This window comes from Pseudomonas sp. P1.31 (assembly GCF_001269815.1).
GTDB lineage: Bacteria > Pseudomonadota > Gammaproteobacteria > Pseudomonadales > Pseudomonadaceae > Aquipseudomonas > Aquipseudomonas rustica.
The window spans coordinates 37902-61561 of record NZ_LHVN01000033.1 but is presented as its reverse complement, the minus strand read 5'-3'; the positions used below and the strand labels follow the sequence as shown (position 1 = coordinate 61561).

Genomic DNA, 23660 nt, shown 5'->3' with positions numbered 1-23660 from the left:
TACAGGTCAAGTGAACCCATGTAGGAGCTGCCGAAGGCTGCGATCTTTTGATCTTGGGGGTTAAACGACTTCCAGGCGAATCTTGTGCTGACTCAACAACTGCGCCAACGCCGGCACCGGCTGTTGATCGGTCACCAAACAATCAATCAGACTGATCGGGCCAAGACGAATCATCGCATTACGCCCGAACTTGCTCGAGTCCGCCGCCAGAATCACCTGCCGCGCATTGGCAATGATCGCCTGCGAAACCCGCACTTCCTGATAATCAAAATCCAGCAAGCTGCCGTCTTCATCAATACCGCTGATCCCGACCAGCGCGAAATCAACCTTGAACTGATTGATGAAATCCACACTCGCCTGACCGACCACACCGCCGTCACGACGGACATTGCCACCGGTCAGCAGCACATCAAAATCATCCTTGGCACTGAGCATCGACGCCACGTGCAAGTTATTGGTGATGATCTTCAGATGGTTGTGATTGAGCAGAGCACGGGCAATCGATTCAGTGGTAGTGCCGATGTTGATGAACAGCGAGGCGTGATCGGGGATCTGTGCGGCGATGGCTTCACCGATGCGTTGTTTTTCATCGCGCATTTGATCGGCGCGCATCGCATAGGCCGTGTTTTCAACACTGGAATCGTAGGCCGCGCCACCATGGTAGCGACGGAGCAAATTGGCTTCCGCGAGCTGATTGATGTCGCGGCGGATGGTTTGCGGGGTAACAACGAACAGCGTGGCCATTTCCTCGATGCTCACATAGCCGCGTTCGCGAACCAGCTCGAGGATTTGCTGCTGACGGGGAGGCAGATTCATGGGGCTTCCTTTGGGCTGCCGTGCAAAATTTGCCCATGATGCCGCAGGAATCTCCTCCCTACCAGTTACAAGCCTTTACAAGTACTCAGGTTGGCTTATTCAGCATCTTCACGCGCCCAGTCACGGGTGCGGCTGACGGCTTTTTTCCAGCCTTTATACAGCTTCTCTTTCTCGACTTCGTCCAGACTCGGTTCGAACTCGCGTTCGATCACCGCTTTGCCGCGCAGTTCTTCCAGACTGCCCCAGAAGCCGCACGCCAGACCGGCCAGATACGCCGCACCGAGTGCCGTTGTTTCGCGCATTTGCGGGCGCTCGACCTGAGTGCCGAGGATGTCGGCCTGGAACTGCATGAGGAAGTTGTTCGCCACCGCACCGCCGTCCACGCGCAGGGCTTTGAGGCGTTCGCCGGAGTCCTGTTGCATGGCGTCGAGCACGTCGCGGGTCTGGTAGGCGATCGATTCCAGCGCAGCGCGGATGATGTGATCCACGCGAACACCGCGCGTCAGGCCGAACAGTGCGCCACGGGCGTACGGATCCCAGTAAGGAGCGCCCAGACCGGTGAAGGCTGGCACCAGGTACACGCCGTTGCTGTCCTTCACTTTATTGGCGAAGTATTCGGTGTCGTGGGCGTCGTTGATGATTTTCAGCTCATCACGCAGCCACTGCACGGTCGAACCGCCGTTGAATACCGCGCCTTCCAGGGCGTAAGCGACTTCGCCGCGCGGGCCGCAAGCGATGGTGGTGAGCATGCCGTGCTGCGATTTCACCGCTTTGTCGCCGGTGTTCATCAGCAGGAAGCAGCCGGTGCCGTAGGTGTTTTTCGCCTGACCTGGTTCTACGCACATTTGACCGAACAGCGCCGCTTGCTGGTCGCCGGCGATACCGCCGATGGCGATGCCGCTCTTGGTGTGGCCGTAGATTTCCGATGACGCTTTGACTTCCGGAAGCATCTCGCGCGGGATGTCGAGGATCTCCAGCATCTTCGCGTCCCACTCCAGCGAGTGAATGTTGAAGAGCATGGTGCGCGAGGCGTTGGTGTAGTCGGTGACGTGCACCTTGCCGCCAGTGAATTTCCAGATCAGCCAGCTATCGACGGTGCCGAACAGCAGCTCGCCGTTGCGCGCACGCTCGCGGCTGCCTTCGACGTTGTCGAGGATCCACTTCAGTTTGGTGCCGGAGAAGTACGGGTCGGTGACTAGGCCGGTGGTGTCGCGGATGTACTCTTCGTGGCCGTCACGCTTGAGTTGCTGGCAGATCTCGGTGCTCCGGCGGCACTGCCAGACGATGGCGTTGTACACCGGGCGGCCGGTGGTCTTATCCCAGACCACCGTGGTTTCACGCTGGTTGGTGATGCCGATGGCGGCGACCTGGTCGTGGTGCAGACCGGCCTGTGCCAGCGCTTCAACCATCACCGCACTTTGGGTGGCGAAGATTTCCATCGGATCGTGTTCGACCCAACCGGCTTGCGGGTAATGCTGAGCGAATTCGCGCTGCGCGGTGCAGACCACGTTCGCGTCGCGGTCAAAAATGATCGCGCGAGAGCTGGTCGTACCCTGATCGAGGGCAATGATGTAGTTCTTATTCTGAATGTCGGTCATGTCGATTGCCTTGGACGAAATAAGGGTGATTGGGCCGTGGCGCAGGCTCGGATGGGCAGGAGCCTGCGCCGACTGTTTCAAGAAGTTCTTGGTTTGCCGTCAATGGCCGGTTCTGCATCCTTTGTAGCAGGTGTGGCGCCGGTCAGGTGACGGGCGATGAGCCCGCGATACCCGGCAGCGCCGAGGCAGGCACCGACAATCGGTGCAAAAATCGGAATCAGGAAGTACGGAATATCGCGGCCGCCAGTGAAGGAAATTTCACCCCAGCCAGCGAAGAAAGTCATCAGTTTCGGACCGAAGTCACGCGCCGGGTTCATCGCAAAACCGGTCAGCGGGCCCATCGAGCTGCCGATCACCGCGATCAGCAAGCCGATCAGCAGCGGCGCCATCGGGCCTCTTGGCAGACCATTGTTGTCGTCGGTCAAGGCCATGATCACGCCCATCAGGATCGCGGTGATGATCATCTCGACCAGGAATGCCTGGGCGGTGGACAGCACTGGATTCGGGAACGTTGAGAACACCGAGGCCAGCTCAAGGCTGGCGGCCGAGCCGCGAACCATTTGGTGAGTTTGTTCGTAATCGAAGAAAAGATTGCTGTACAGCGTGTAAACCAGCAGCGCGCCGCAGAAGGCGCCGGCGATCTGCGCAAGAATATAGAAGGGCAGTTTGCGCTTTTCGAAGTCGGCGAAGATTGCCAGGGCGATGCTGACGGCCGGGTTCAGGTGCGCGCCGGAAACCCCGGCCGTGAGGTAGATCGCCATGCTCACGCCGACGCCCCAGATGATGCTGATTTCCCACAGGCCGAAGCTGGCGCCCGCGACTTTGAGCGCGGCGACACAGCCAGTGCCAAAAAAGATCAGAAGTGCAGTACCCAGAAATTCAGCCATGCATTGGCTCGAAAGCGATGGTTGCTGTAAAGCAGTTGTCATTGAAAACCTCAATTTTTGTTGTTGTCTGGCGCGATTGCCGACAGGGCAAGGCGCGATTTTCACCGGGTCGGAATCCCCATTCGTTTCCCGGTTTACTGCTGAGTGCTGCAATGATGATAATTCTTACATTATTCAGATTCGAAAAAATATAGACAAGAAACAAACCTGTCAAAGGTCGAAAGTGAACCGCCAGTCACAATAGAACTATCAGTCACATGAATGACTCACCGGGTGACTGCTTTCTTAGCGTTGTGAATTACCTGCAAAGCCGCGTAATTCGGGGCCGGGATAGAGCCTTTTACGGCTCGATGTCCTAGAATCCGGCGCAGGATTTTCTGCCATTGCCGAGCCTGGAGCTGCCATGACCCCTGCGTTGGACTTGTTAAAAAAAGTTCGTGCCGAACATCGCGTGCACAGTTACGAACATGATCCGAAGGCCGCGTCCTACGGGCTGGAGGCTGCGGAAAAACTGGCACTTGAGCCGGCGCAGGTGTTTAAAACCTTGCTGGCGGCGAGTGAAAAAGGTGAGCTGCTGGTGGCCGTAGTGCCGGTCGTCGGAAGCCTCGACCTCAAAGGTCTGGCGCAGGCGGCGGGGGTGAAAAAAGTCGAGATGGCAGATCCGGCTGCGGCGCAGCGTTCAACCGGTTATTTGTTGGGTGGTATCAGTCCGTTGGGGCAGAAAAAGCGTCTGCGCACCTTCATCGATAATTCGGCTCAGGCTTTTGCGACTATTTATGTCAGCGCCGGCCGGCGTGGGCTGGAAGTCGAATTGGCACCCGCCGTGCTCGCTGAACACACCCAGGCCAAATTCGCCGACATCGGTCGTGCGTAACGTCGGCTGATTCTGTATGAAGAAAATTGGCCGGTTCTGTCGCTGGCGCTGATCTGGTATGCGCTGCATGCTCTGCCGACTGACTTAAGGAGAAGGTTATGCAGCTCGAGTTTCATCAGGTTGACGCATTCAGTGAGCGGCCGTTCTGTGGCAACCCGGCGATGATTTATCGGCTGGATGCGTGGCTCGCCGATGATTTGATGCAAAAGATCGCGGGTGAACACAATCTGGCGGAAACCGCGTTTCTGGTGCGTGAAGGTTCGGCCTGGCATATCCGCTGGTTCACCCCGACCACTGAAGTGCCGTTGTGCGGCCATGCGACGCTGGCCAGCGCTTATGTGTTGTTCGAGATCTACAAGGAAACGGCCGAGCGTATCGACTTCACCTGCAAGTCCGGGCCGTTGAGCGTGACGCGGGCAGACGGGCGTTTGTGGCTGGATTTCCCCTCGATCGTGCCGTCAGAGATTGGCGTGACCCTGGATGTCGAGCGGGCGCTGGGCGTTGAAGCGGTTGACGTGCTCGGCTCGAACGAACTGTTTGTGGTGCTGGAGTCGGAGCAGGCCGTACTCGATTGCAAGCCGGACATGGTCGCGCTGGCCAAACTGCCGTGGCTCGGTGCAATCGTCACCGCGCGGGGCGATCAGCATGATTTTGTCTCGCGCTATTTCGCCCCGGCGATTGGCATCAATGAAGATCCGGTGACAGGGTCGACGCACTGCAGCTTGATTCCGTATTGGTCAAAACGTCTGGGCAAATCGAGTCTGACCGCGTGCCAGCGCTCGGCGCGAGGCGGGGAGTTGTTTTGTCGGCTGGAAGGTGAACGGGTGAAGATTGGCGGGCATGCAACGCTCGTCGCGAGCGGCACCCTGATCCTGGGTTAAAAGCTAAAAGATCGCAGCCTTCGGCAGCTCCTACATTGATCCCTGTAAGAGCTGCCGAAGGCTGCGATCTTTTGATCTTTAAAGGGCGGTGTTGTAGCGGCGGACGCCGTTCTCAACTGCCGGGATCTGCGCAGCAGTGCTGCCGGAGGCCTGGAACAGCACCAAGTGTTCAGCCGCAACCCGAATCCCTACTTCCGCACCGACCTGATGATCAGCATGGCTCGGGAAAATCGATTCCAGCTGCGCCCCCGTCGGCAGTTGCAAGCGATACAGGGTCGAGGCCCCGAGGAACGTCTTGCCGACAATCCGCGCTTTCAACGAACTGTCCGGTGCATAAACAATGTCATCCGGACGCAGCAACACATCCACCGCCCCGCCAATCGGCCAGGTATAAGCCCGATTGCCGCGCAACTCACCCAATTCAGTCTGCACCGATTCCGGGCTGTCGAGCTGACCGCGAATGAAGTAACCCTGACCGATAAAACTCGCCACAAATGGCGTCGCCGGTTCGTGATACAGGTTGTACGGCGTGTCCCACTGTTCCAGGCGACCTTCCTTGAACACGCCAACGTGATCGCTGACGGCGAAAGCTTCTTCCTGATCGTGGGTGACCAGAATCGCGCTGGTGCCACGGGCCTTGAGAATGTCGCGCACTTCGTGGCTGAGCTTGCGGCGCAGTTCGCCATCGAGGTTGGAGAACGGCTCATCGAGCAGCAGCAATTGCGGCTCTGGCGCCAACGCACGGGCGAGGGCGACACGTTGTTGCTGACCGCCGGACAACTCGTGCGGGAAACGCTTGCCGAGATTTTTCAGGTTGACCAGTTCCAGCAGCTCTTCGGTCACGCGCTCTTTGTTCGGATGCTTGCGAATACCAAAGGCAATGTTGTCGGCGACGCTCAGGTGCGGGAACAGCGCGTAGTCCTGGAACACCATGCCGATCCGGCGTTTCTCCGGCGCCAAGGTGAAACCGGCGCTGGAAATGGTCTCGCCGCCAAGGGTGATTTCACCTTCGTGCACCGGTTCAAAACCGGCGATGGCGCGCAGGGTGGTGGTCTTGCCGCAGCCGGACGAGCCGAGCAGGCAGCCGATGTCACCGGCGTTGAGGTGCAGATTGAGGTTCTGCACCACGCGTTGATCTTGATAGCCGCAAGCGAGGTTGCGCAGGTTCAGCAGTAATTCATGGCTCATGCGTGGTGATATGCCGGTTCAACGAGGAACTCGAGCAGGGCCTTCTGTGCGTGGAGACGGTTTTCTGCCTGATCCCAGGCGACGGAGCGCGGGTCATCAAGCAGGTCGAGACTGATTTCTTCGCCACGGTGCGCCGGCAGGCAATGCATGAACAACACGTCCTCGGCAGCGAGGTCGAGCAGCGCACGGTTGACCTGAAACGGCGCGAACAGCTTGAGGCGCTTGGCAGTTTCCTCTTCCTGACCCATCGAAGTCCAGACGTCGGTGCTCACCAGATGCGCGCCGCGCACGGCGTCTTGCGGATCACGGACGATGGTCACGCGATCGCCGGCCTTGGCGACGAATTCCGGGTTCGGCTCGTAACCTTCCGGGCACGCGACGCGCAACTGGAAGTCGAACTGGATCGCCGCTTCTATATAGCTGTTGCACATGTTGTTGCCGTCGCCGATCCAGGCCACGGTTTTGCCCTGGATCGAACCGCGATGTTCGAGGAACGTCTGCATGTCGGCCAGCAACTGGCACGGGTGCAGGTCATCGGACAGGCCGTTGATCACCGGCACGCGCGAGTTGGCGGCAAATTCGGTCAGGGTGCTGTGGGCAAAGGTTCGGATCATCACCGCATCGAGCATGCTCGACATGACGATGGCGCAGTCACCGATCGGCTCGCCACGGCCCAATTGGGTGTCGCGCGGCGAGAGGAAGATCGCCTGACCGCCGAGCTGGATCATGCCGGCCTCGAAAGAGATCCGGGTGCGGGTCGAGGATTTTTCGAAGATCATGCCCAGCACGCGGTTTTTCAGAGGCTCGAACAGTACGCCGCGGTTACGCAGGTCCTTGAGCTCAACGCCTCGACGGATCACGCTGACCAGCTCTTCGGGCGTGCAATCCATCAGGGAGAGAAAGTGCCTTGCGCTCATCATTGACTACCTTTTTGCTACAAACCGCAGATGCTCAAAGCCTTGTTTAACGGAACAACGGGCGAGACCTGCGGCGTAAGCCGCACGGGGCGACGAAATAGGGGGAGGCGCGATATTGACACTAAATGTCGCGTTTTTCCAATAGGCTACGGTTTTGCAGGATTCGGAGAGCGGACAGGATGTTGCAGTCGCGCATTTGAAGCCGGGTTCAGGACAGCAGCGAGTCCCTTTGTACACTGGCCTCGCGGGGCTTGGCAATCCGCCGTGGCGGGGATCGGGTCGCTTGAGTCGGTTTACGACCGTGGCGGCATGCCATCACTTGGTCGGATGCTCAGGTTGAAACATTTGCTAAAGCAAAGTGCTGGGTTATAAATAAGTTTCGAGCGACGCAGGAAGCCTCCGCATGGAATCGAAAGAAAAATTGTTAATGGAATTGCTGGGCCACACGGCTCGCTCTCTGACCCATCTCACCGCGTCAATGACCTCAATGTCCTTTGAGCTGCTGCGCAGCGAAGACGACGTGGTCAAATCCGCCGGCCGCCATATGATTGACCGCATGGCGACCATCAGTGCCGGGCTCGACGAGCATTGGCGATTGATCGGCGAGCTCACCGGCGTACACGTCGCTCACGAGCAGATCGAAACCATCCAGGAAATCCAGCTGGCCGCGCCGCCGCAACTGCCCTCCAGTTGAGTGAGGCGGTCTATCGGCGCACCTGATAGCCGTCGATTCACAAGACGAACGTCGCTGGCGCCTGACCCGCGACGGGGCCATAGTTTTGTTCCCCCGGGCGTCATTGCCCGTCCAGAACAAGACAGAGACTGGCCATGACCAAGACTCTCCATCACCGAGCCTGCCACCTGTGTGAAGCCATTTGCGGCCTGACCATCGAGACCACTGAAACCGATGGCCACGTGGCGATCACCTCGATCAAGGGTGATGCGCTCGACACCTTCAGCCGTGGCCATATCTGCCCCAAAGCTGTCGCGCTGCAAGACATCCAGAATGATCCGGATCGCCTGCGTCAGCCGATGCGCCGCGTGGGTAGCGAATGGTTGCCGATCGACTGGGACGAGGCGTTTGCGCTGGTGGCGGAGAAACTCGCAGCGATTCAAGAGCGTCATGGGCAGAACGCGGTGGCGGTCTATCAAGGCAACCCGAGCGTGCACAACTACGGGCTGATGACCCACAGCAATTATTTCCTTGGATTGCTGAAAACGCGCAATCGCTACTCGGCGACCTCAGTCGATCAGTTGCCGCATCACCTGAGCAGCTATTTGATGTACGGCCACGGCTTGCTGCTGCCGATTCCGGACATCGATCACACCGATTTCATGTTGATTCTCGGCGGTAATCCACTGGCCTCTAATGGCAGCATCATGACCGTGCCAGATGTTGAAAAACGTTTAAAAGCGATCCAGGCACGCGGTGGTAAAGTCGTGGTCGTTGATCCACGGCGCAGCGAAACGGCGGCGATGGCCGATCAGCATTTGTTCGTGCGCCCCGGTGGCGATGCCGCATTGTTGTTTGGTGTGCTCAACACATTGTTCAGTGAAGGCCTGACACGCGACAGTCATTTGCCGGTCGATGGATTGGACGACGTGCGCGCTGCGGTGGAGACGTTCACCGCCGAGGCCATGAGCCCGCTGTGCGCCGTTCCCGCCGAGCAGATCCGCCAACTGGCGCGTGATTTTGCTGCGGCGCCGAGTGCGGTTTGCTATGGCCGGATGGGCGTTTCGACTCAAACCTTCGGCACTCTGTGCCACTGGGTGGTGCAACTGATCAATCTGGTTACCGGTAACCTCGACCGGGTGGGTGGTGCGCTGTGCACCGAGCCGGCCGTGGACTTGGTGGCGTCGACGTCGGGCGGGCATTTCAATAAGTGGCAAAGCCGTGTTTCCGGGCGTCCTGAATACGGCGGAGAGCTGCCGGTCTCGGCACTGGCCGAAGAGATGCTCACCGAAGGCGAAGGCCAGATCCGCGCGCTGATTACCGTGGCGGGTAACCCGGTTTTGTCGACGCCGAACGGGCGACAACTGGAGCAGGCGCTGGATGGCCTGGAGTTCATGGTCAGCATTGACCTCTATATCAACGAAACCACGCGTTACGCCGACCTGATCCTGCCGTCGACGTCGGCACTGGAGAACGATCACTACGACACCACGTTCAACTTGTTCGCGGTGCGTAATGTCACTCGCTTCAACCGCGCGATCCTTGCCAAGCCTGAGGGCGCGCTGCATGACTGGGAGATCTTTGTCGGTCTGGCCAAAGCATTCGCCGAGAAAACCGGCAAGGAGCTGAAACCGACCATGCCACCGGCGAAGATGATTGATATGGGTTTGCGGATGGGCATGTACGGTGACGCCTCCGAGCAGAAACTCTCGTTGGCGACACTGTTCGATCATCCTCACGGTATTGACCTGGGCGCGTTGAAAGCCAATCTGGCGCCGCGCCTGAAAACGCCGAACCAGCACGTGCAGGCCGCGCCGCCAGAGATCCTCGCTGACCTCGCACGGTTTGCCGCGCTGCAAGCTCCGGCCGCCGACGAGTTGTTGATGATTGGCCGCCGACATGTGCGCAGCAACAATTCGTGGATGCACAACTATCACCGGCTGGTGAAGGGCAAGCCGCGCCATCAGTTGCTGATGCACCCGGACGATCTCGCCAGTCGTGGGCTCAACGATGGTCAGTGGGTGCGCGTCAGTTCGCGGGTCGGGCAGATTGAAGTGGAAGTGCTCGGCAGTCTGGACATGATGAAAGGCGTGGTCAGCCTGCCGCACGGTTGGGGCCATGCGCGCCCGGGTGTGCAGATGACGATTGCCAGTGGCCAGCCAGGTTCGAGCGCCAATGACCTGACCGATGAGTGCCAGCTCGACGAATTGTCCGGGAATGCCGCGTTGAACGGCGTGCCGGTCACCGTGGCGGCGGCTTGAACGTGACCGTCGGGGAGACCGAGCATGGCGCTCGGGATTCCGTTACAATGCGTCACCGTGCCGACCCGTGAGTCGGAAAGTTCAGCCGAGGTGCTCCATGGATATCATCGAAACGATTAAAGAGCAGATTGCCAACAACACCATTCTGCTTTACATGAAAGGCTCGCCGAATGCCCCGCAGTGTGGCTTCTCCGCGAAAGCTGCGCAGGCTGTCATGGCGTGTGGCGAAAAGTTTGCGTACGTGGACATCCTGCAGAACCCGGAAATCCGCGCCAACCTGCCTAAGTACGCCAACTGGCCGACTTTCCCACAACTGTGGGTTGGCGGTGAGCTGGTCGGCGGTAGCGACATCATGACCGAGATGGCTGCAGACGGTTCGCTGCAAACCACCATCAAGTCGGCTGTTGAAGCGGCAGCGGCGAACAAGTCCGAAGCCTGATGCTTTTGTTGTAGGAGCAAAGCTTGCTCGCGAAAAACGATAACGCGGTGTGTCTGTAGCACCGCGGCGCTTTCTTCGCTGGCGAGCCATGCTCCTACAGAAAAGCCAATAAAAAGCCCCGCACCTCGAAAGAGGGCGGGGCTTTTTAGTGCGTCCGAAAAGTTATTGCGAGTTGCCGGTGCAATCTAAAAAGATCGCAGCCTGCGGCAGCTCCTACTCTTCGCCCATCTGCGATTGCAGATAGTTCTCAAGACCGACTTTGCCGATAAGACCCAATTGGGTTTCCAGCCAGTCGATATGTTCTTCTTCGGATTCAAGAATGTCTTCGAGCAGTTCACGGCTGCCGAAGTCACCGACGGTTTCGCAATGTGCGATCGCAGCTTTCAAGTCAGCGTGGCCGGTCTTCTCGATACGCAGATCGCACTCCAGCATTTCCTGGGTGTGCTCGCCGATGTGCAGCTTGCCCAGATCCTGCACGTTCGGCAGGCCTTCGAGGAACAGGATGCGCTTGATCAGCTTGTCCGCGTGCTTCATCTCGTCGATGGATTCTTTGTATTCGTGCTTGCCGAGCTTGTTCAGACCCCAATCTTCATACATGCGCGCATGCAGGAAGTACTGATTGATCGCGACCAGCTCATTGGCAAGGATCTTGTTGAGATGCTGGATGACTGTAATGTCGCCTTTCATGATCGGAGTCCTGCCCTGTATTCGCTGTATATACGGCAGAGTTTGAGCTTCGTATTTATAAGTGTCAAACCTAAGTTATTGAATAATATATGAAAATTAATCGGAATAAGAATGTTTGTGTTCCGCGTCTGGAGCCTAAGCAATTGATTTACAGGCATAAAAAAACCGGACATAAGTCCGGTTCTTTGAAATGGGGTGTTATTACGCGGCAGTAAATTCCACCGGATAGGGGATCGCAGCCTGAGCGGTTTGCAGCTTGGTCAAGGTTTCGCGAACGACTTCCTTGGCAAGGCAGGCACATTTGCCGCATTGGCTGGCGACGCCGGTGGCCTGGCGAACTTCTTTATAGCTGCAGCAACCTTCATAGATCGCTTCGCGGATCTGTCCGTCGGTGACGCCAGTGCAGAGACAAACATACATAAGTGAGAACCGTCGCTGGTTGTGACTCAATTGCGATGGATCTTAATGTTAACGAGAATGATTGTCAAAGTGCTTTCCGACCGCTTCAGCGGATTAACAGCTACGACTGACGAACGGTATTTACTGGCTATTTGCCTGGCCCTGTAAATGCAGCACGGTTCTGCGCCTGCTTTAAAAAACCGTTAAGGACAGGCCAAATTCGCAGTGTATGATGGTCGGCCCTTGCGAAGGGGGTTCGTGTCACAGGGCTGTCGTCTGAGGATGGCAGGCTGGCGCAAACCCTGAACTTCAAGTTTCTACACCAGGAGATATCAATGAGCGTACTCGTAGGCAAACAAGCCCCTGACTTCACCGTCCCGGCCGTACTCGGCAATGGCGAGATCGTTGACAGCTTCACCCTGTCCTCGGCCATCAAAGGCAAATACGGCCTGGTGTTCTTCTACCCACTGGACTTCACCTTCGTCTGCCCGTCCGAGCTGATCGCTCTGGACAACCGCATGGCTGACTTCAAGGCCCGCAACGTTGAAGTGATCGCTGTGTCGATCGACTCGCACTTCACTCACAACGCATGGCGCAACACTCCAGTGAACAATGGCGGCATCGGCCAGGTGAAATACACCATGGCTGCCGACATGAAGCACGACATCGCCAAGGCTTACGACGTTGAATCCGAAGGCGGCGTAGCGTTCCGTGGCGCGTTCCTGATCGACGACAAAGGCGTTGTCCGCTCGCAGATCATCAACGACCTGCCGCTGGGCCGTAACATGGAAGAGCTGATCCGTCTGGTCGACGCTCTGCAATTCCACGAAGAGCACGGCGAAGTTTGCCCTGCCAACTGGAAAAAAGGCGACAAAGGCATGAACGCTTCGCCAGAAGGCGTTGCGGCATACCTGACCGAGAACGCTGCTGCCCTGTAAGGCGCAACGTCGAGGTACAAAAAAACCGGCTCATTGAGCCGGTTTTTTTATGCGCGGGATTTACTCAGCGAGGATCAGTCGTCGAAATCTTCCCAGCCGCCCATCTGTTTCCAGCGGTTGACGATGCCGCAGAACAGCTCTGCGGTTTTCTCGGTGTCGTAACGCGCGGAGTGCGCCTCACGGCCGTCGAAGTCGATGTCGGCTGCCTGACAGGCTTTCGCCAGTACGGTTTGACCGTAGGCCAGACCGGCCAGTGTCGCGGTGTCGAAGCTGGAGAACGGGTGGAACGGGTTGCGCTTCATGTCCAGTCGCGCGACCGCAGCGTTGAGGAAGCCGAGGTCGAAGCTGCTGTTGTGGCCGACCAGAATCGCGCGCTTGCAGCCGTTGGCCTTCAGCGCTTTGCGAATGCCACGGAAGATGTCGGTCAGCGCGGTTTCTTCGCTGACGGCCATGCGCAGTGGGTGATCGAGCTTGATCCCGGTGAACTCCAGCGCTGCTGCTTCAATGTTGGCGCCTTCGAACGGCTCAACGCGGAAGAAGTAGGTGTGATCCGGGTAAACAAAGCCCTTTTCATCCATGGCGATGGTGGTCGCAGCAATTTCCAGCAACGCGTCGGTGGCCGAGTTGAAGCCACCGGTTTCTACGTCGACGACAACCGGCAGGTAGCCGCGAAAGCGTGCTGCCATCGGGTGACGGGAACCGCCGCCGCCACTTTGACCGTCCAGTTCGTCGTCGAAATGGTCTTCACTCACGCGTGTTCCTCCAGCAGGCGCCAGCGCAGTTTTTCACCGGCGCGCAGCGGGATTACGGTCAGCTCGCCGAAGGGCAGGCTGGTCGGGGCGGTCCATTCTTCACGAACCAGGGTGATGCGATCAGTGTTCGCCGGCAGGCCGTAGAAGCGCGGGCCGTTGAGGCTGGCGAAAGCTTCGAGTTTGTCTAGGGCGTTACGCTGTTCGAAGGCTTCGGCGTACATTTCGATGGCGGCGTACGCGGTGTAGCAGCCGGCGCAGCCGCAAGCGGCTTCCTTGGCGTGCTGGGCGTGCGGTGCCGAATCGGTGCCGAGGAAGAACTTCGCGCTGCCGCTGGTGGCGGCGTCGAGCAGGGCTTCCTGATGCGTGTTGCGCTTGAGGATCGGCAGGCAATAGAAGTGCGGCCGAATCCCGCCCACCAGCATGTGGTTGCGGTTGTAGAGCAGGTGGTGCGCGGTGATGGTCGCGCCAACGTTGGCCGAAGCCTCGTTGACGAACTGCACGGCGTCGGCGGTGGTGATGTGCTCAAACACCACTTTCAGTGTCGGGAAACGCTCGACCACGCGGCGCATGTGCTCATCGATGAAGATCTTTTCGCGATCGAACACATCGACGTCGCCACGGGTGACTTCACCGTGGATCAGCAGCGGCATACCGACTTCGGCCATGGCTTCGATCGCCGGCAGAATCTTGTCGATGCTGGTCACGCCGGAGTCGGAGTTAGTGGTTGCGCCGGCCGGGTACAGCTTGGCGGCGTAGACAAAACCACTGGCCTTGGCTTCACGAATTTCTTCGGGCTGGGTGCGGTCGGTGAGGTACAGCACCATCAGCGGCTCAAAGCGACTGCCGGCCGGGCGGGCAGCGAGAATCCGCTGGCGATAGCCGTCGGCTTCAGCGGCGTTGCGCACCGGAGGTACCAGGTTGGGCATGATGATCGCGCGGCCAAAAGTGCGCGCAACATCGGCAACGGTATTGGTCAACACGGCACCATCGCGAAGATGAATGTGCCAGTCGTCGGGACGCAGCAGGGTCAGGCGGTCGGACATGAGGGGATTCCAGGCGGGTCAAACTGAGGCGAATGCTACCGGAAAAGACTCTTGCAGGCACTCGCTATCAAGTTTTGCGGGAACCTTCCGATATCCCGTAGGTATGCCGTAAACATCGTGTGAATCGGTCTTTGTGTTTCAGAAGCCAATGGAGCCTCCCGTGCGCCAGCGTTATTTAGCCTTGCTCAGTGTGTTTGCCAGCCTCCCCGCGATGGCGCTCACGTACCAGACACGTCTGGAGAACATTGAGTGGACGGTCGCCGGCGACAAGTTCGAATGCCGCCTGACACAGCCGATTACAGATTTCGGCTCGGGTGAGTTCGTGCGCAAGGCCGGCGAGCAGGCGATATTCCGTCTAAACGCCTACAACGCCATGCTGGGCGGCGGTTCGGCGACGTTGCTCGCAGCGGCGGCGCCATGGCAGCCGGGACGCGGCGATATCAATCTGGGCAGCGTCAGGATTGGCAGCGGTAATGTCTTGTTTAACAGTTCGCAGTCCCAGGCCGGCGGTTTGATCAGCGGTCTGCTGGACGGTCGCAGTCCGGTCGTGCGTCGCGCGTCGAGTGATGGTCGGGTCTCGGAAGTGCGCCTGTTGCCGGTCAAATTCAGCAAAGCGTTTAACGACTATCAAACCTGCGTGGCGAAATTGTTGCCGCAGAATTTCGATCAGGTTAAACAGTCGCAAATCGGTTTTCCCGGCGAAGGCACCGATCTCGACGCCGCCGCCAAAGCCAAACTCGCGGTCATGCTGGAGTACATGAAGGCAGATCCGACGGTTAATCACATCGAGCTCGACGGCCACTCGGACAACAGCGGCAACCGTCTGACCAACCGTGAACTGTCGCGCCGCCGGGCGCTGGCGGTGGTCGACTACTTCAAGGCCAATGGCATTCAAGAGTCGCAGATCACCGTGCGGTTCCACGGTGAGCAGTATCCGGTGGTGCCCAACACCAGTGCGGCGAACCGGGCGAAGAACCGGCGGGTCAATGTGCACCTTGCGCGGGTTACGCCAGTCGCGGCTCCGGCGCCGCAAGCGAGTACACCAGCGAGCACTGCAGCAACTTCCTGACCCGCCGGTCATCGTCGCGCTCTCGACAGATTCTGTCGCTTTGTCGTCTTAAGCTGTCGCGCCTCTGTAAATTATCGCGTTTGGGCGGTAGACTCCTCGGCTTTCCGTAGAACCCCGTGGAGTGATGGCATGGCGGACGTAAACAAGGTCGTTCTGGCGTATTCCGGCGGCCTGGACACTTCGGTGATCCTCAAGTGGCTGCAGGATACTTATAACTGTGAAGTGGTGACTTTCACCGCTGATCTCGGTCAAGGCGAAGAGGTCGAGCCGGCCCGCGCCAAGGCTCAGGCCATGGGCGTCAAAGAAATCTACATCGACGATCTGCGCGAAGAATTCGTGCGTGATTTCGTGTTCCCGATGTTCCGCGCCAACACCGTTTACGAAGGAGAGTACCTGCTGGGTACCTCCATCGCACGTCCGCTGATCGCCAAGCGTTTGATCGAAATCGCCAACGAAACCGGCGCTGACGCCATTTCCCATGGCGCCACCGGCAAGGGCAACGACCAGGTACGTTTCGAGCTGGGTGCCTACGCACTCAAGCCGGGCGTAAAAGTGATTGCCCCTTGGCGTGAGTGGGATCTGCTGTCCCGCGAGAAGCTGATGGACTACGCCGAGAAGCACGCGATCCCGATCGAGCGTCACGGCAAGAAGAAATCCCCGTACTCGATGGACGCCAACCTGCTGCACATCTCCTATGAAGGCGGCGTGCTGGAAGACACTTGGACCGAGCACGAAGAAGACATGTGGAAATGGACCGTCTCCCCGGAGAACGCTCCTGACAAACCACAGTACCTGGAACTGACTTACCGTAACGGCGACATCGTTGCGCTGGACGGCGTCGAAATGACCCCGGCCACTGTTCTGGCTACGCTGAACAAGATCGGCGGCGAGCACGGCATCGGTCGTCTCGACATCGTTGAAAACCGTTACGTCGGCATGAAATCCCGTGGCTGCTACGAAACCCCGGGCGGCACCATCATGCTGCGCGCTCACCGCGCCATCGAATCGATCACTCTGGATCGAGAAGTCGCTCACCTCAAAGACGAGTTGATGCCGAAGTACGCCAGCCTGATCTACACCGGTTACTGGTGGAGCCCTGAGCGTCTGATGCTGCAACAGATGATCGACGCGTCGCAGGTCAACGTGAACGGTGTTGTGCGTCTGAAGTTGTACAAAGGCAACGTGATCGTTACTGGCCGCAAGTCCGACGATTCGCTGTTCGATGCCAACATCGCAACCTTCGAAGAAGACGGCGGTGCTTACAACCAGGCCGACGCGGCGGGCTTCATCAAGCTCAACGCGCTGCGCATGCGTATTGCTGCCAACAAGGGCCGCAAGCTGTTCTAAGCCCCTCGGGCCTGGAATGAAAGGGCAGCCTTGTCATCGCGACAAGGCTGCCACTGTTCAAACCCTTCCTGCTTTTTGCGTTATCTGTGTTCTTCACGATATTCGCCCGCCTTTTAATCTCCTCTCAAAATTGTCGTGATCTGCTGGCTGACGTTGTAGGCGATGTAGAGCGTGTTCGCTGTGCCTTTTTTCGTCTGTTTGCCGGGGCTGAGCCTTATTTGCTTGAGCAAGGCCTCTGACGCGGGATCAGTTAGAAATACCATGAACCTTACCAATGGCCTGCTGGTGACTGTGAGACTTGCCTGCAACTGATCGAATTGCGCCTTGCTGTTCATCGGTCGTACATCAATTACCCGCAGCGCGTTCATGGGTTTGGGCAAATGCACGTGATGTTCGATCCACGGCGGCGTCGCCCAATCGCTGGGAGTGGGTGGATCGGGTACGTTGCCGGTACGCTCGGACGTTTTCGAAAGAGGATCGAGTTGATGGTCGCCGGATCTAAGGTCTTCAAACGCTTTCAGAAAGTTATCATCCTTGTCGAAGTCAGACGGCGCGTAAAGCGATCGGTAGTTGAAGTTCAAGGTAATAAAAAACAAAAACAACAAATAAAATGGAAAGCTGATTAAAAACCATATGTAAATTTCACGCTCATTGTTATCCAGAAAGGGTAGTGATACCGCTGCGGAAGTTTCCGAAATAAACGCGAAGATCGCGATAATCGTCATTGGGTTGGAGATTTTCTTTTTAAAGTTCCGCATGGTGTTGGCTCTATTGATTTTGAGGTCGCTGATTTTATTAAGTGTGTGGTTAAAGTTTTGCGGCTTTAATGTTTATATTAAAAATTGCCGTGTGGGTAGAAGTGTCTTGTTTCAGATTTTTTGCAAAGCGAAGTTAGTTGCCGATATTCTCTGAAGCGCGAGAGCAAGCAGCTTTTCCGAGCTGTATCCGCATGCCCAATGGCTTGGACGGCGGCGTATTTTTCGGGCAGGCAACGGATCTGTATGAAAATTTTGTACTAAAAATATCAGCGGGTTAAGACGCGCCTGAATGAAGTGAAGAATGCACGTACAGCCCATTCGATAGCAGCAAGTGTATTTCTTGTAGGAATAATCCTCATTGGTTGTAGGGAATGTCTTGCGCTGCAAGTGCAAGAGAACTGCGCTGTGCCACGAGTGAATTGACTAGGCTATTGTGCGGGCTCTAAAAATCGAACAGCGAAATTGGACCTGCCCATGAATAAAGTGCTGATCGTGGATGATCACCCCGTCATTCGTCTCGCGGTACGTATGCTGATGGAGCGTCATGGCTACGAAGTGATTGCTGAAACCGATAATGGTGTCGATGCATTGCAACTGGCTCGCGAACAAATGCCGGATATCGTGATTCTGGACATTGGAATTCCAAAACTGGACGGCCTGGAAGTTATTGCACGGCTAAGTTCGGTGGCCATGCCGATGAAGGTACTGGTGCTGACTTCACAGGCCCCCGGACACTTCTCCATGCGTTGCATGCAGTCGGGCGCGGCGGGTTATGTGTGTAAACAACAGGATCTGACGGAGTTGCTCAGCGCCATCAAAGCCGTACTCTCCGGTTACAGTTATTTTCCGAATCAAGCGCTGCATACCGTGCGTACCAGTCTGGGCAATGCCAGTGAAGCCGATATGGTCGATCGCCTTTCCGGACGAGAGATGATGGTGTTGCAACAGTTGGCGCGGGGCAAAACCAACAAGGAGATCGCCGACGGCATGTTTTTGAGCAATAAAACGGTCAGTACGTACAAGACCCGTTTATTGCTGAAACTCAATGCCCGCTCACTGGTTGACCTCATCGAGCTGGCGCAACGCAACGGACTGGTTTGAGCATGACCAACGCTGACGTAATCATGGGCGATCGAATTCAGCGACCAGTGGAAAGTAAAAAGCCTCCGTTTCGGGAGGCTTTCAAGTGTCAGTCATCAAAATCGTACTCGGCCAATTGCTTTTGCAGTCGGCGCTCCTCCAGCAGGTTATCGATGGTGCGGCGTTTACTCAGATTGGTCTTGGCGACCTCGACTACCGGTTCGGCATCATCAGCGTCCACGGCTACAAAATCTTCGTCAGCTTCTTCCAGTTGCTCTTTGCTGGTACTCATAGGTTAACTCCAGGCTAAGAGGGGCCTTTGGCGCTCCTTATATCGACAATCCTGCGGCGGGTAAAAAAGATTTTTTCAATCGACGAATCGATAAACCCAATAGCCAGTCAATCGTCGGACGTTTTGGCTTTGTATTCGCACAGATCTTCGATTCGACAGCTGCCACAGCGCGGCTTGCGGGCCAGACACACATAGCGTCCGTGAAGAATCAGCCAGTGATGGGAATCGAGCAGGAATTCCTTGGGTACAAATTTCATCAGCTTGTTTTCCACCTCAACCACATTTTTGCCGGGGGCGATGCCGGTGCGGTTGCTGACGCGGAAAATGTGCGTGTCGACGGCCATGGTCAATTGGCGAAACGCGGTGTTGAGCACCACGTTGGCGGTTTTACGGCCAACGCCGGGCAGGGCTTCGAGCTCTTCGCGGGTCTGCGGGACTTCACCGCCATGAAGTTCGACCAGCATGCGGCAGGTCTCGATGACGTTTTTCGCTTTGCTGTTGTAGAGGCCGATGGTCTTGATGTATTCGGACAGGCCTTCAACCCCCAAGGCATGAATGGCGGCGGGCGTATTGGCGATCGGGAACAGTTTCGCCGTGGCCTTGTTGACGCCGACGTCGGTCGACTGCGCCGAAAGAATCACCGCAATCAGCAGTTCGAAAGGCGAGGAGTAGGCCAGTTCAGTCTTCGGCTCGGGATTGTCTTCATGCAGTCGGCGAAAGATCTCAAGACGTTTTGCAGCATTCATGGGCGATGCGTTTCCTTGGAAATAGAGTTCGGGCGCGTCCACGCCTGACGGGCCGCGAGCAGCAGCCCCAATACAATAAAGGCGCCAGGCACCAGGGTTGCCAGATGCAGCCCTTCGCCGAATAAAACAAGACCTGAGCCATGCGCGGACAACCCACGGCCAAGGCTTCCCTGCCCGATGAGTTCACGCAGCGCGGCGAGCACCAGCATCAAACCGCCAAACAATGCGCAAAGCTTGAAGCGCTGCGCCAGCGGTTGGCGGAAGAAGCCGTTGCGCTCGAGCACCACGCACTGCAAGGCGATCAATCCGCCATAAAGGCCGAACGACTGATGCCACGCCAGGAACCAGCGTTGCGCCAATAGATCGGCACAACTGGCCAACGTTGCAGCAAGCAACACACCGGCCAGCAAGGCACTTCCATCTGTCAGGCGCGAACGCAGCGGTGACATGCCCAAAGCATAAATGCCGACCACAACGACGAACATCAACATCGTGCCCAACGCACCGGCCAAAGAATCGGTGGTGCCCAGCAATAGCACCAGTATCAGCGAGTTGGACAGGCTCATGGTGCGCTCCCCAGCAATGCGCTTCGATGCTCGTCAAAGTAGCGCAATGCATCGTGGATCGCGTTGATGGCTGCGCGGGAAGTAATGGTCGCCCCGGCCATTTGGTCGAATTGCCCCTGATCTTTTTTCAATGCCCAGCCAGCGTCATTCGGTTCGCCGCGTGATTTGCCGATGAACGCTTGCAGCCAGCGGTTCGGCCAATCGCCAATGGGCCCGCCGAGTGCCGGGGTTTCGTTTTGCTTGAGGGTTTTCACGCCGAGCAATTTGCCGTTGGTATCGATGGCGATCAGCAATTCGATGGCAGCGGCGTAACCTTCGGTCTGATTGCGCAGTAACACTGCAACGGTCTGGCCATTCCTGGTTGCACGGTAACCCGCTGTAAGCGTGCTATGGCTCAGACTCATCTCGGTCAGTGTCAGCGGCTGTTCCAGCGGTTGGTTGTCGTAGCTGTCGGCGGGCAGCATGTCGAGCAGTTTGCGGCTGTCGGCCAAACGGTGCTCGGCAGCGATCTGCGGCGCACTATCACGTTGCAGCAGATACGTCGCGCCGATGCCGATCACCGCCAGCAGCAATAACGTCAGTGCGCTGCCCGTGCGGTTCATGGGCTCACCTGTGGCTGACGACTCGCGGCAAACCGTTCCAGCGCCGGCACGCAAAGGTTCATCAACAGCACGGAAAACGCGACGCCATCGGGGTAACCGCCCCACGTGCGAATCAGATAGGTCAGCAGGCCGACGCCGACACCGAACAGCAGTCTGGCAAGCGCCGTTCTGGCGCCCGAGACTGGCTCGGTGATGATGAAGAACGCACCGAGCATGGTCGCGCCGCTGAGCAGGTGAAATAGCGGCGATCCATGGGAGTCCGATCCCGATCCGTTCCAGCACAGCAGGCTGATCACAAAAAGGCTGGCGAGCATGCCGACCGGCGCGTGCCAGGCGATCACTCGCCGCTGCAGCAAAAACAGCCCGCCGGCGAAAAACGCCAGATTCACCCATTCCACGCCGCGACCGCCGAAACGCCCGAAGGCCGAATCACTGGCGAACAGCTCATCCATGGTCAGGCTTTTGTTGATGCGCAGACTGTCCAGTGCGGTGGCCTGCACCCAGGCATCCGGCGCCTGACCGATGTAGAAAACCTGTTGAAAGCTTGTCGTCAGATCCAAGCCATGGGCCGGCCAATGAGTCATCGGCTGTGCAAACATCACCATCGCCAAAGCAAAACCGAGCATCGCCGGGTTGAACGGATTTTTGCCGACACCGCCGTACAAATGCTTGCCGAACAACAGCCCCGCAGCCACCGCCGTCACCGTCAGCCACCACGGGCAATAGGGCGGCAGCGCGACGGCGAGTAATGTTGCACTGACGATCGCGCTGCCATCACTCAGCGTCGGCTGTAAGGGCTGACGGCGCAGTCGAGTGGCAATCGCCTCGACGATCAACGCCGTGGTAACAGCCAGAATCAGGTTGATCAACACGCCCCAACCGTACAACCAGAACAACGCCAGCAGCCCCGGCAACAGGGCCAGCAGCACAAGCTTCATCGCTTGTTGCAGGCGCTCGTCGGGTGCCTCAAGGGGCGACATGGTCTTGCACCTGGCGCTCGGCGGTTTGCAGGCGGGCGCGGGCCTTGTCGAGGATGTCGTCGGGCGTGTCGGCGCGGCGTTCGAGTTTGTTGAGGTCGGCGCGGGCGTAGGCCAATTCGGTTTTTAACTGGCGAAGTTGGCTGTCGATCGGGCGTTTTTCGACGCGCACCAAGTCAGGCGCAGGCTGATCGCTTGTGGCTTCGGCGTCGTGCAACGCTTGTTCGGCGTCGCGCAGTGCGTGTTCCAGTGCGGCGATCTGCTCCGGTGAAGCTTCGGCGGTTTGCGCTTTTTTCAGCTCGGCGCGGCGCATCGCCAACTGGATTTTCGCGCGTTTCAGGTCGGCATCTTTCGCGGGGGCTGGTGCCGCAACTGCCGGGGCGTTGCTTTCCAGTTGCGCCAAGGCCTGTTCCGCCGCTTCAAATTGTTGCTGGAGCACGATCAATTGCGACTGTTGCTCGAAGGTCGGCGGATGGCCGAAAGCTTTCAGCGATTTGTGCAGTTGCGCACGGCTCATCGCCACATCGATCTTGGCTTTTTTCAGTGCGGCATCGGCGGTCGCAGTTTTCTGGGCGCGCACGCGCTCCAGCGCAGCCTGCACTGGATCCGACGCGGTCGCCTCAGGCTGAGCAGCACGTTTGGCGCGGGCTTCACGTTCGGCCTGCTTTTGCTGTTCTTCGCGCAGCAACCGGTCATTGCGGCGCTCGAATCGCAGACGTGCGTGATCGCGTTTGGAGGCGCGCGCGCGTTGTTCTTCAAGACTGAAGGCCAAGCCGCCGACCACCGGCAACGTGCTCAAAGGCAAAGGATGCATTTCAATGCAATCGACGGGGCACGGCGCGACGCACAGGTCGCAACCGGTGCATTCATCGATGATCACCGTGTGCATCAATTTCGCCGCGCCGACGATGGCGTCGATCGGGCAGGCCTGAATGCACTTGGTGCAGCCGATGCATTCGGCTTCGCGGATATAGGCGACTTGCGGCGGCGCCGAACCGCGACTGATATCCAGTTCCAGCACCGGCACTTTCAATAATTCAGCCAGCGTCGCGATGGTTTCATCGCCACCGGGCGGGCACTTGTTGATCGGCTCGCCGTCAACGATGCCTTGCGCATAGGGTTTGCATCCGGGATGGCCACACTTGCCGCATTGGGTCTGCGGCAGAAGGGCGTCGATGCGTTGAATCAGACTCATGTTTTGATCAGTCCACTGAATCCGAGAAAAATCACTGCGATCAATCCGGCACCGATCAGGTCGATCGGCAGGCCGCGAAAGGGCAGGGGAATATCGTTGTCGGCGGTGCGCTCACGCAAATCGCAGAACAGGCTCAGTATCAGCCAGAATCCCAGCCCGGCACCGAGGCTCAGCGCTGTCGCGTGGAGCAGGCCTTGATCGTTTTGCGCATTGATCAAGGCCAGTCCAAGCACACCGGCATTGCCCAACAACAGCGGCCATAACCCTTCGAAATGCAGATTTGGCAACCCGCGCGCCAACCGTTTCAACAGCGGCGCGATCAACAAGACGCTCAACGGCAGAAACACCAACAGGCGCAGCGCCTCAAGTTGCAGCGGCACCAGTAAAAAGTGCCAGATCGCGTAACCGATGACGCCGACGATCAACGTCAGATACAACGTCGCCAGCCCCAGCGCATGCACCTGCCGGCGACTTCCCGCCAACAGCGGATCGACGCCCAGCGGCCAGTGCAACACGAAGTTGTTGAGCAGCGCAGCACTGATGAGCGTAAGCACAAGTTCGGTCATGGTTTTGCCAGCGAAACGGGCGGCTGTCTCTTAAGGTTAGGCATTATCCGGCCAGATATGAAAAATCCCACAGGCATGCCGGGCACGCCTGTGGGATCGATTCACCGCC

The 23660-nt window shown here is 57.9% G+C and carries 26 protein-coding genes; 9 read left to right on the top strand and 17 right to left on the bottom strand.

Going from position 1 to position 23660, the window contains the following annotated elements; genetic code table 11:
• Positions 1-60: 60 nt before the first annotated feature.
• From AD669_RS21450 to AD669_RS21440, 3 genes are all read right to left on the bottom strand, one after another.
• Entirely contained in the window at positions 61-816 is a 756-nt protein-coding gene (locus AD669_RS21450) for a DeoR/GlpR family transcriptional regulator (RefSeq protein WP_007916700.1), read from the bottom strand.
• Between the two features lie 95 nt (positions 817-911).
• Positions 912-2414, bottom strand: a complete 1503-nt coding sequence (glpK, locus tag AD669_RS21445; protein WP_053123431.1) for a glycerol kinase GlpK — start codon at positions 2412-2414, stop codon at positions 912-914.
• 77 nt (positions 2415-2491) lie between these two features.
• The gene (locus tag AD669_RS21440; RefSeq protein ID WP_053123429.1) at positions 2492-3343 is read right to left on the bottom strand and encodes an MIP/aquaporin family protein; all 852 of its coding nucleotides are present in this window, start codon (positions 3341-3343) and stop codon (positions 2492-2494) included.
• A gap of 361 nt (positions 3344-3704) precedes the next feature.
• Between AD669_RS21440 and ybaK the strand changes: the two genes are divergently transcribed.
• Together ybaK and AD669_RS21430 are read left to right on the top strand one after the other, a co-directional pair.
• A complete protein-coding gene (gene ybaK, locus AD669_RS21435; RefSeq protein WP_053123427.1) occupies positions 3705-4175 on the top strand; it encodes a Cys-tRNA(Pro) deacylase in 471 nt (156 codons plus the stop codon).
• A gap of 98 nt (positions 4176-4273) precedes the next feature.
• Positions 4274-5056, top strand: coding sequence for a PhzF family phenazine biosynthesis protein (locus tag AD669_RS21430; RefSeq protein ID WP_053123425.1), 783 nt, complete (start codon positions 4274-4276; stop codon positions 5054-5056).
• Between the two features lie 78 nt (positions 5057-5134).
• Here the strand turns inward: AD669_RS21430 and AD669_RS21425 are convergent, their stop codons facing one another.
• Both AD669_RS21425 and argF read right to left on the bottom strand, forming a co-directional pair.
• Positions 5135-6244: an ABC transporter ATP-binding protein gene (locus tag AD669_RS21425; protein WP_053123423.1), complete on the bottom strand. Its 1110-nt coding sequence runs from the start codon at positions 6242-6244 to the stop codon at positions 5135-5137.
• Positions 6241-7161: an ornithine carbamoyltransferase gene (gene argF, locus AD669_RS21420; RefSeq protein ID WP_045123046.1), complete on the bottom strand. Its 921-nt coding sequence runs from the start codon at positions 7159-7161 to the stop codon at positions 6241-6243. Before argF ends, AD669_RS21425 begins: the two co-directional genes overlap by 4 nt.
• A 403-nt stretch (positions 7162-7564) precedes the next feature.
• Between argF and AD669_RS21415 the strand changes: the two genes are divergently transcribed.
• The 3 genes from AD669_RS21415 to grxD all read left to right on the top strand — a co-directional run bounded on the left by AD669_RS21415 (position 7565) and on the right by grxD (position 10534).
• Complete coding sequence (locus AD669_RS21415) at positions 7565-7855, top strand: hypothetical protein (protein WP_053123421.1); 291 nt, start codon at positions 7565-7567, stop codon at positions 7853-7855.
• 134 nt (positions 7856-7989) lie between these two features.
• The gene (locus AD669_RS21410; RefSeq protein ID WP_053123418.1) at positions 7990-10095 is read left to right on the top strand and encodes a molybdopterin oxidoreductase family protein; all 2106 of its coding nucleotides are present in this window, start codon (positions 7990-7992) and stop codon (positions 10093-10095) included.
• A gap of 97 nt (positions 10096-10192) precedes the next feature.
• Positions 10193-10534 carry a Grx4 family monothiol glutaredoxin gene (gene grxD / locus AD669_RS21405; protein ID WP_007916674.1) on the top strand — a complete coding sequence of 114 codons (342 nt, stop codon included), beginning with the start codon at positions 10193-10195 and terminating at the stop codon, positions 10532-10534.
• 213 nt (positions 10535-10747) lie between these two features.
• Here the strand turns inward: grxD and bfr are convergent, their stop codons facing one another.
• Positions 10748-11221, bottom strand: coding sequence for a bacterioferritin (bfr, locus tag AD669_RS21400; protein WP_042560739.1), 474 nt, complete (start codon positions 11219-11221; stop codon positions 10748-10750).
• 201 nt (positions 11222-11422) lie between these two features.
• On the bottom strand, positions 11423-11641 hold the full coding sequence (locus AD669_RS21395) for a bacterioferritin-associated ferredoxin (protein WP_003227725.1): 219 nt from the start codon (positions 11639-11641) through the stop codon (positions 11423-11425).
• A 314-nt stretch (positions 11642-11955) separates the two neighbouring features.
• Here AD669_RS21395 and AD669_RS21390 point away from each other — a divergent pair, with 314 nt between their 5' ends.
• On the top strand, positions 11956-12558 hold the full coding sequence (locus AD669_RS21390; RefSeq protein WP_003227723.1) for a peroxiredoxin: 603 nt from the start codon (positions 11956-11958) through the stop codon (positions 12556-12558).
• 74 nt (positions 12559-12632) lie between these two features.
• On the opposite strand, the gene rnt is transcribed toward AD669_RS21390, so the two are convergent.
• Both rnt and pyrC read right to left on the bottom strand, forming a co-directional pair.
• Complete coding sequence (gene rnt, locus AD669_RS21385; protein WP_007916667.1) at positions 12633-13310, bottom strand: ribonuclease T; 678 nt, start codon at positions 13308-13310, stop codon at positions 12633-12635.
• A complete protein-coding gene (gene pyrC / locus AD669_RS21380; protein ID WP_008079419.1) occupies positions 13307-14353 on the bottom strand; it encodes a dihydroorotase in 1047 nt (348 codons plus the stop codon). Before pyrC ends, rnt begins: the two co-directional genes overlap by 4 nt.
• Positions 14354-14513: 160 nt before the next feature.
• Between pyrC and AD669_RS21375 the strand changes: the two genes are divergently transcribed.
• Together AD669_RS21375 and AD669_RS21370 are read left to right on the top strand one after the other, a co-directional pair.
• Positions 14514-15422 carry an OmpA family protein gene (locus AD669_RS21375; protein WP_053123416.1) on the top strand — a complete coding sequence of 303 codons (909 nt, stop codon included), beginning with the start codon at positions 14514-14516 and terminating at the stop codon, positions 15420-15422.
• 129 nt (positions 15423-15551) lie between these two features.
• Positions 15552-16769 carry an argininosuccinate synthase gene (locus AD669_RS21370; protein WP_053123414.1) on the top strand — a complete coding sequence of 406 codons (1218 nt, stop codon included), beginning with the start codon at positions 15552-15554 and terminating at the stop codon, positions 16767-16769.
• 113 nt (positions 16770-16882) lie between these two features.
• Here AD669_RS21370 and AD669_RS21365 read toward each other — a convergent pair whose 3' ends face one another.
• Complete coding sequence (locus AD669_RS21365; RefSeq protein ID WP_053123412.1) at positions 16883-17527, bottom strand: hypothetical protein; 645 nt, start codon at positions 17525-17527, stop codon at positions 16883-16885.
• A gap of 474 nt (positions 17528-18001) precedes the next feature.
• Here AD669_RS21365 and AD669_RS21360 point away from each other — a divergent pair, with 474 nt between their 5' ends.
• Positions 18002-18628 (top strand): response regulator transcription factor, encoded by a 627-nt coding sequence (locus AD669_RS21360; RefSeq protein WP_053123410.1) that lies wholly within the window; start codon positions 18002-18004, stop codon positions 18626-18628.
• 88 nt (positions 18629-18716) lie between these two features.
• On the opposite strand, the gene AD669_RS21355 is transcribed toward AD669_RS21360, so the two are convergent.
• The 7 genes from AD669_RS21355 to AD669_RS21325 form a co-directional block, all read right to left on the bottom strand.
• Positions 18717-18899, bottom strand: a complete 183-nt coding sequence (locus AD669_RS21355; RefSeq protein ID WP_053123408.1) for a PA3496 family putative envelope integrity protein — start codon at positions 18897-18899, stop codon at positions 18717-18719.
• A 107-nt stretch (positions 18900-19006) separates the two neighbouring features.
• Positions 19007-19645, bottom strand: a complete 639-nt coding sequence (gene nth / locus AD669_RS21350; RefSeq protein ID WP_053123406.1) for an endonuclease III — start codon at positions 19643-19645, stop codon at positions 19007-19009.
• Complete coding sequence (locus AD669_RS21345; RefSeq protein WP_053123404.1) at positions 19642-20211, bottom strand: Rnf-Nqr domain containing protein; 570 nt, start codon at positions 20209-20211, stop codon at positions 19642-19644. Before AD669_RS21345 ends, nth begins: the two co-directional genes overlap by 4 nt.
• Complete coding sequence (locus tag AD669_RS21340) at positions 20208-20813, bottom strand: RnfABCDGE type electron transport complex subunit G (RefSeq protein ID WP_053123402.1); 606 nt, start codon at positions 20811-20813, stop codon at positions 20208-20210. Before AD669_RS21340 ends, AD669_RS21345 begins: the two co-directional genes overlap by 4 nt.
• Positions 20810-21793 carry an RnfABCDGE type electron transport complex subunit D gene (locus tag AD669_RS21335; RefSeq protein WP_053123401.1) on the bottom strand — a complete coding sequence of 328 codons (984 nt, stop codon included), beginning with the start codon at positions 21791-21793 and terminating at the stop codon, positions 20810-20812. Before AD669_RS21335 ends, AD669_RS21340 begins: the two co-directional genes overlap by 4 nt.
• A complete protein-coding gene (gene rsxB / locus AD669_RS21330; RefSeq protein WP_053123399.1) occupies positions 21780-22985 on the bottom strand; it encodes an electron transport complex subunit RsxB in 1206 nt (401 codons plus the stop codon). The genes AD669_RS21335 and rsxB overlap by 14 nt, the downstream gene beginning before the upstream one ends.
• Positions 22982-23551, bottom strand: a complete 570-nt coding sequence (locus AD669_RS21325) for an electron transport complex protein RnfA (protein WP_053123397.1) — start codon at positions 23549-23551, stop codon at positions 22982-22984. The genes rsxB and AD669_RS21325 overlap by 4 nt, the downstream gene beginning before the upstream one ends.
• Positions 23552-23660: the final 109 nt, after the last annotated feature.

Coding starts and splice junctions, on each gene's coding strand:
- AD669_RS21450 (WP_007916700.1), bottom strand. CDS start 816: ATGAATCTGCCTCCCCGTCAGCAGCAAATCCTCGAGCTGGTTCGCGAA.
- glpK (WP_053123431.1), bottom strand. CDS start 2,414: ATGACCGACATTCAGAATAAGAACTACATCATTGCCCTCGATCAGGGT.
- AD669_RS21440 (WP_053123429.1), bottom strand. CDS start 3,343: ATGACAACTGCTTTACAGCAACCATCGCTTTCGAGCCAATGCATGGCT.
- ybaK (WP_053123427.1), top strand. CDS start 3,705: ATGACCCCTGCGTTGGACTTGTTAAAAAAAGTTCGTGCCGAACATCGC.
- AD669_RS21430 (WP_053123425.1), top strand. CDS start 4,274: ATGCAGCTCGAGTTTCATCAGGTTGACGCATTCAGTGAGCGGCCGTTC.
- AD669_RS21425 (WP_053123423.1), bottom strand. CDS start 6,244: ATGAGCCATGAATTACTGCTGAACCTGCGCAACCTCGCTTGCGGCTAT.
- argF (WP_045123046.1), bottom strand. CDS start 7,161: ATGAGCGCAAGGCACTTTCTCTCCCTGATGGATTGCACGCCCGAAGAG.
- AD669_RS21415 (WP_053123421.1), top strand. CDS start 7,565: ATGGAATCGAAAGAAAAATTGTTAATGGAATTGCTGGGCCACACGGCT.
- AD669_RS21410 (WP_053123418.1), top strand. CDS start 7,990: ATGACCAAGACTCTCCATCACCGAGCCTGCCACCTGTGTGAAGCCATT.
- grxD (WP_007916674.1), top strand. CDS start 10,193: ATGGATATCATCGAAACGATTAAAGAGCAGATTGCCAACAACACCATT.
- bfr (WP_042560739.1), bottom strand. CDS start 11,221: ATGAAAGGCGACATTACAGTCATCCAGCATCTCAACAAGATCCTTGCC.
- AD669_RS21395 (WP_003227725.1), bottom strand. CDS start 11,641: ATGTATGTTTGTCTCTGCACTGGCGTCACCGACGGACAGATCCGCGAA.
- AD669_RS21390 (WP_003227723.1), top strand. CDS start 11,956: ATGAGCGTACTCGTAGGCAAACAAGCCCCTGACTTCACCGTCCCGGCC.
- pyrC (WP_008079419.1), bottom strand. CDS start 14,353: ATGTCCGACCGCCTGACCCTGCTGCGTCCCGACGACTGGCACATTCAT.
- AD669_RS21370 (WP_053123414.1), top strand. CDS start 15,552: ATGGCGGACGTAAACAAGGTCGTTCTGGCGTATTCCGGCGGCCTGGAC.
- AD669_RS21365 (WP_053123412.1), bottom strand. CDS start 17,527: ATGCGGAACTTTAAAAAGAAAATCTCCAACCCAATGACGATTATCGCG.
- AD669_RS21360 (WP_053123410.1), top strand. CDS start 18,002: ATGAATAAAGTGCTGATCGTGGATGATCACCCCGTCATTCGTCTCGCG.
- AD669_RS21355 (WP_053123408.1), bottom strand. CDS start 18,899: ATGAGTACCAGCAAAGAGCAACTGGAAGAAGCTGACGAAGATTTTGTA.
- nth (WP_053123406.1), bottom strand. CDS start 19,645: ATGAATGCTGCAAAACGTCTTGAGATCTTTCGCCGACTGCATGAAGAC.
- AD669_RS21345 (WP_053123404.1), bottom strand. CDS start 20,211: ATGAGCCTGTCCAACTCGCTGATACTGGTGCTATTGCTGGGCACCACC.
- AD669_RS21340 (WP_053123402.1), bottom strand. CDS start 20,813: ATGAACCGCACGGGCAGCGCACTGACGTTATTGCTGCTGGCGGTGATC.
- AD669_RS21335 (WP_053123401.1), bottom strand. CDS start 21,793: ATGTCGCCCCTTGAGGCACCCGACGAGCGCCTGCAACAAGCGATGAAG.
- rsxB (WP_053123399.1), bottom strand. CDS start 22,985: ATGAGTCTGATTCAACGCATCGACGCCCTTCTGCCGCAGACCCAATGC.
- AD669_RS21325 (WP_053123397.1), bottom strand. CDS start 23,551: ATGACCGAACTTGTGCTTACGCTCATCAGTGCTGCGCTGCTCAACAAC.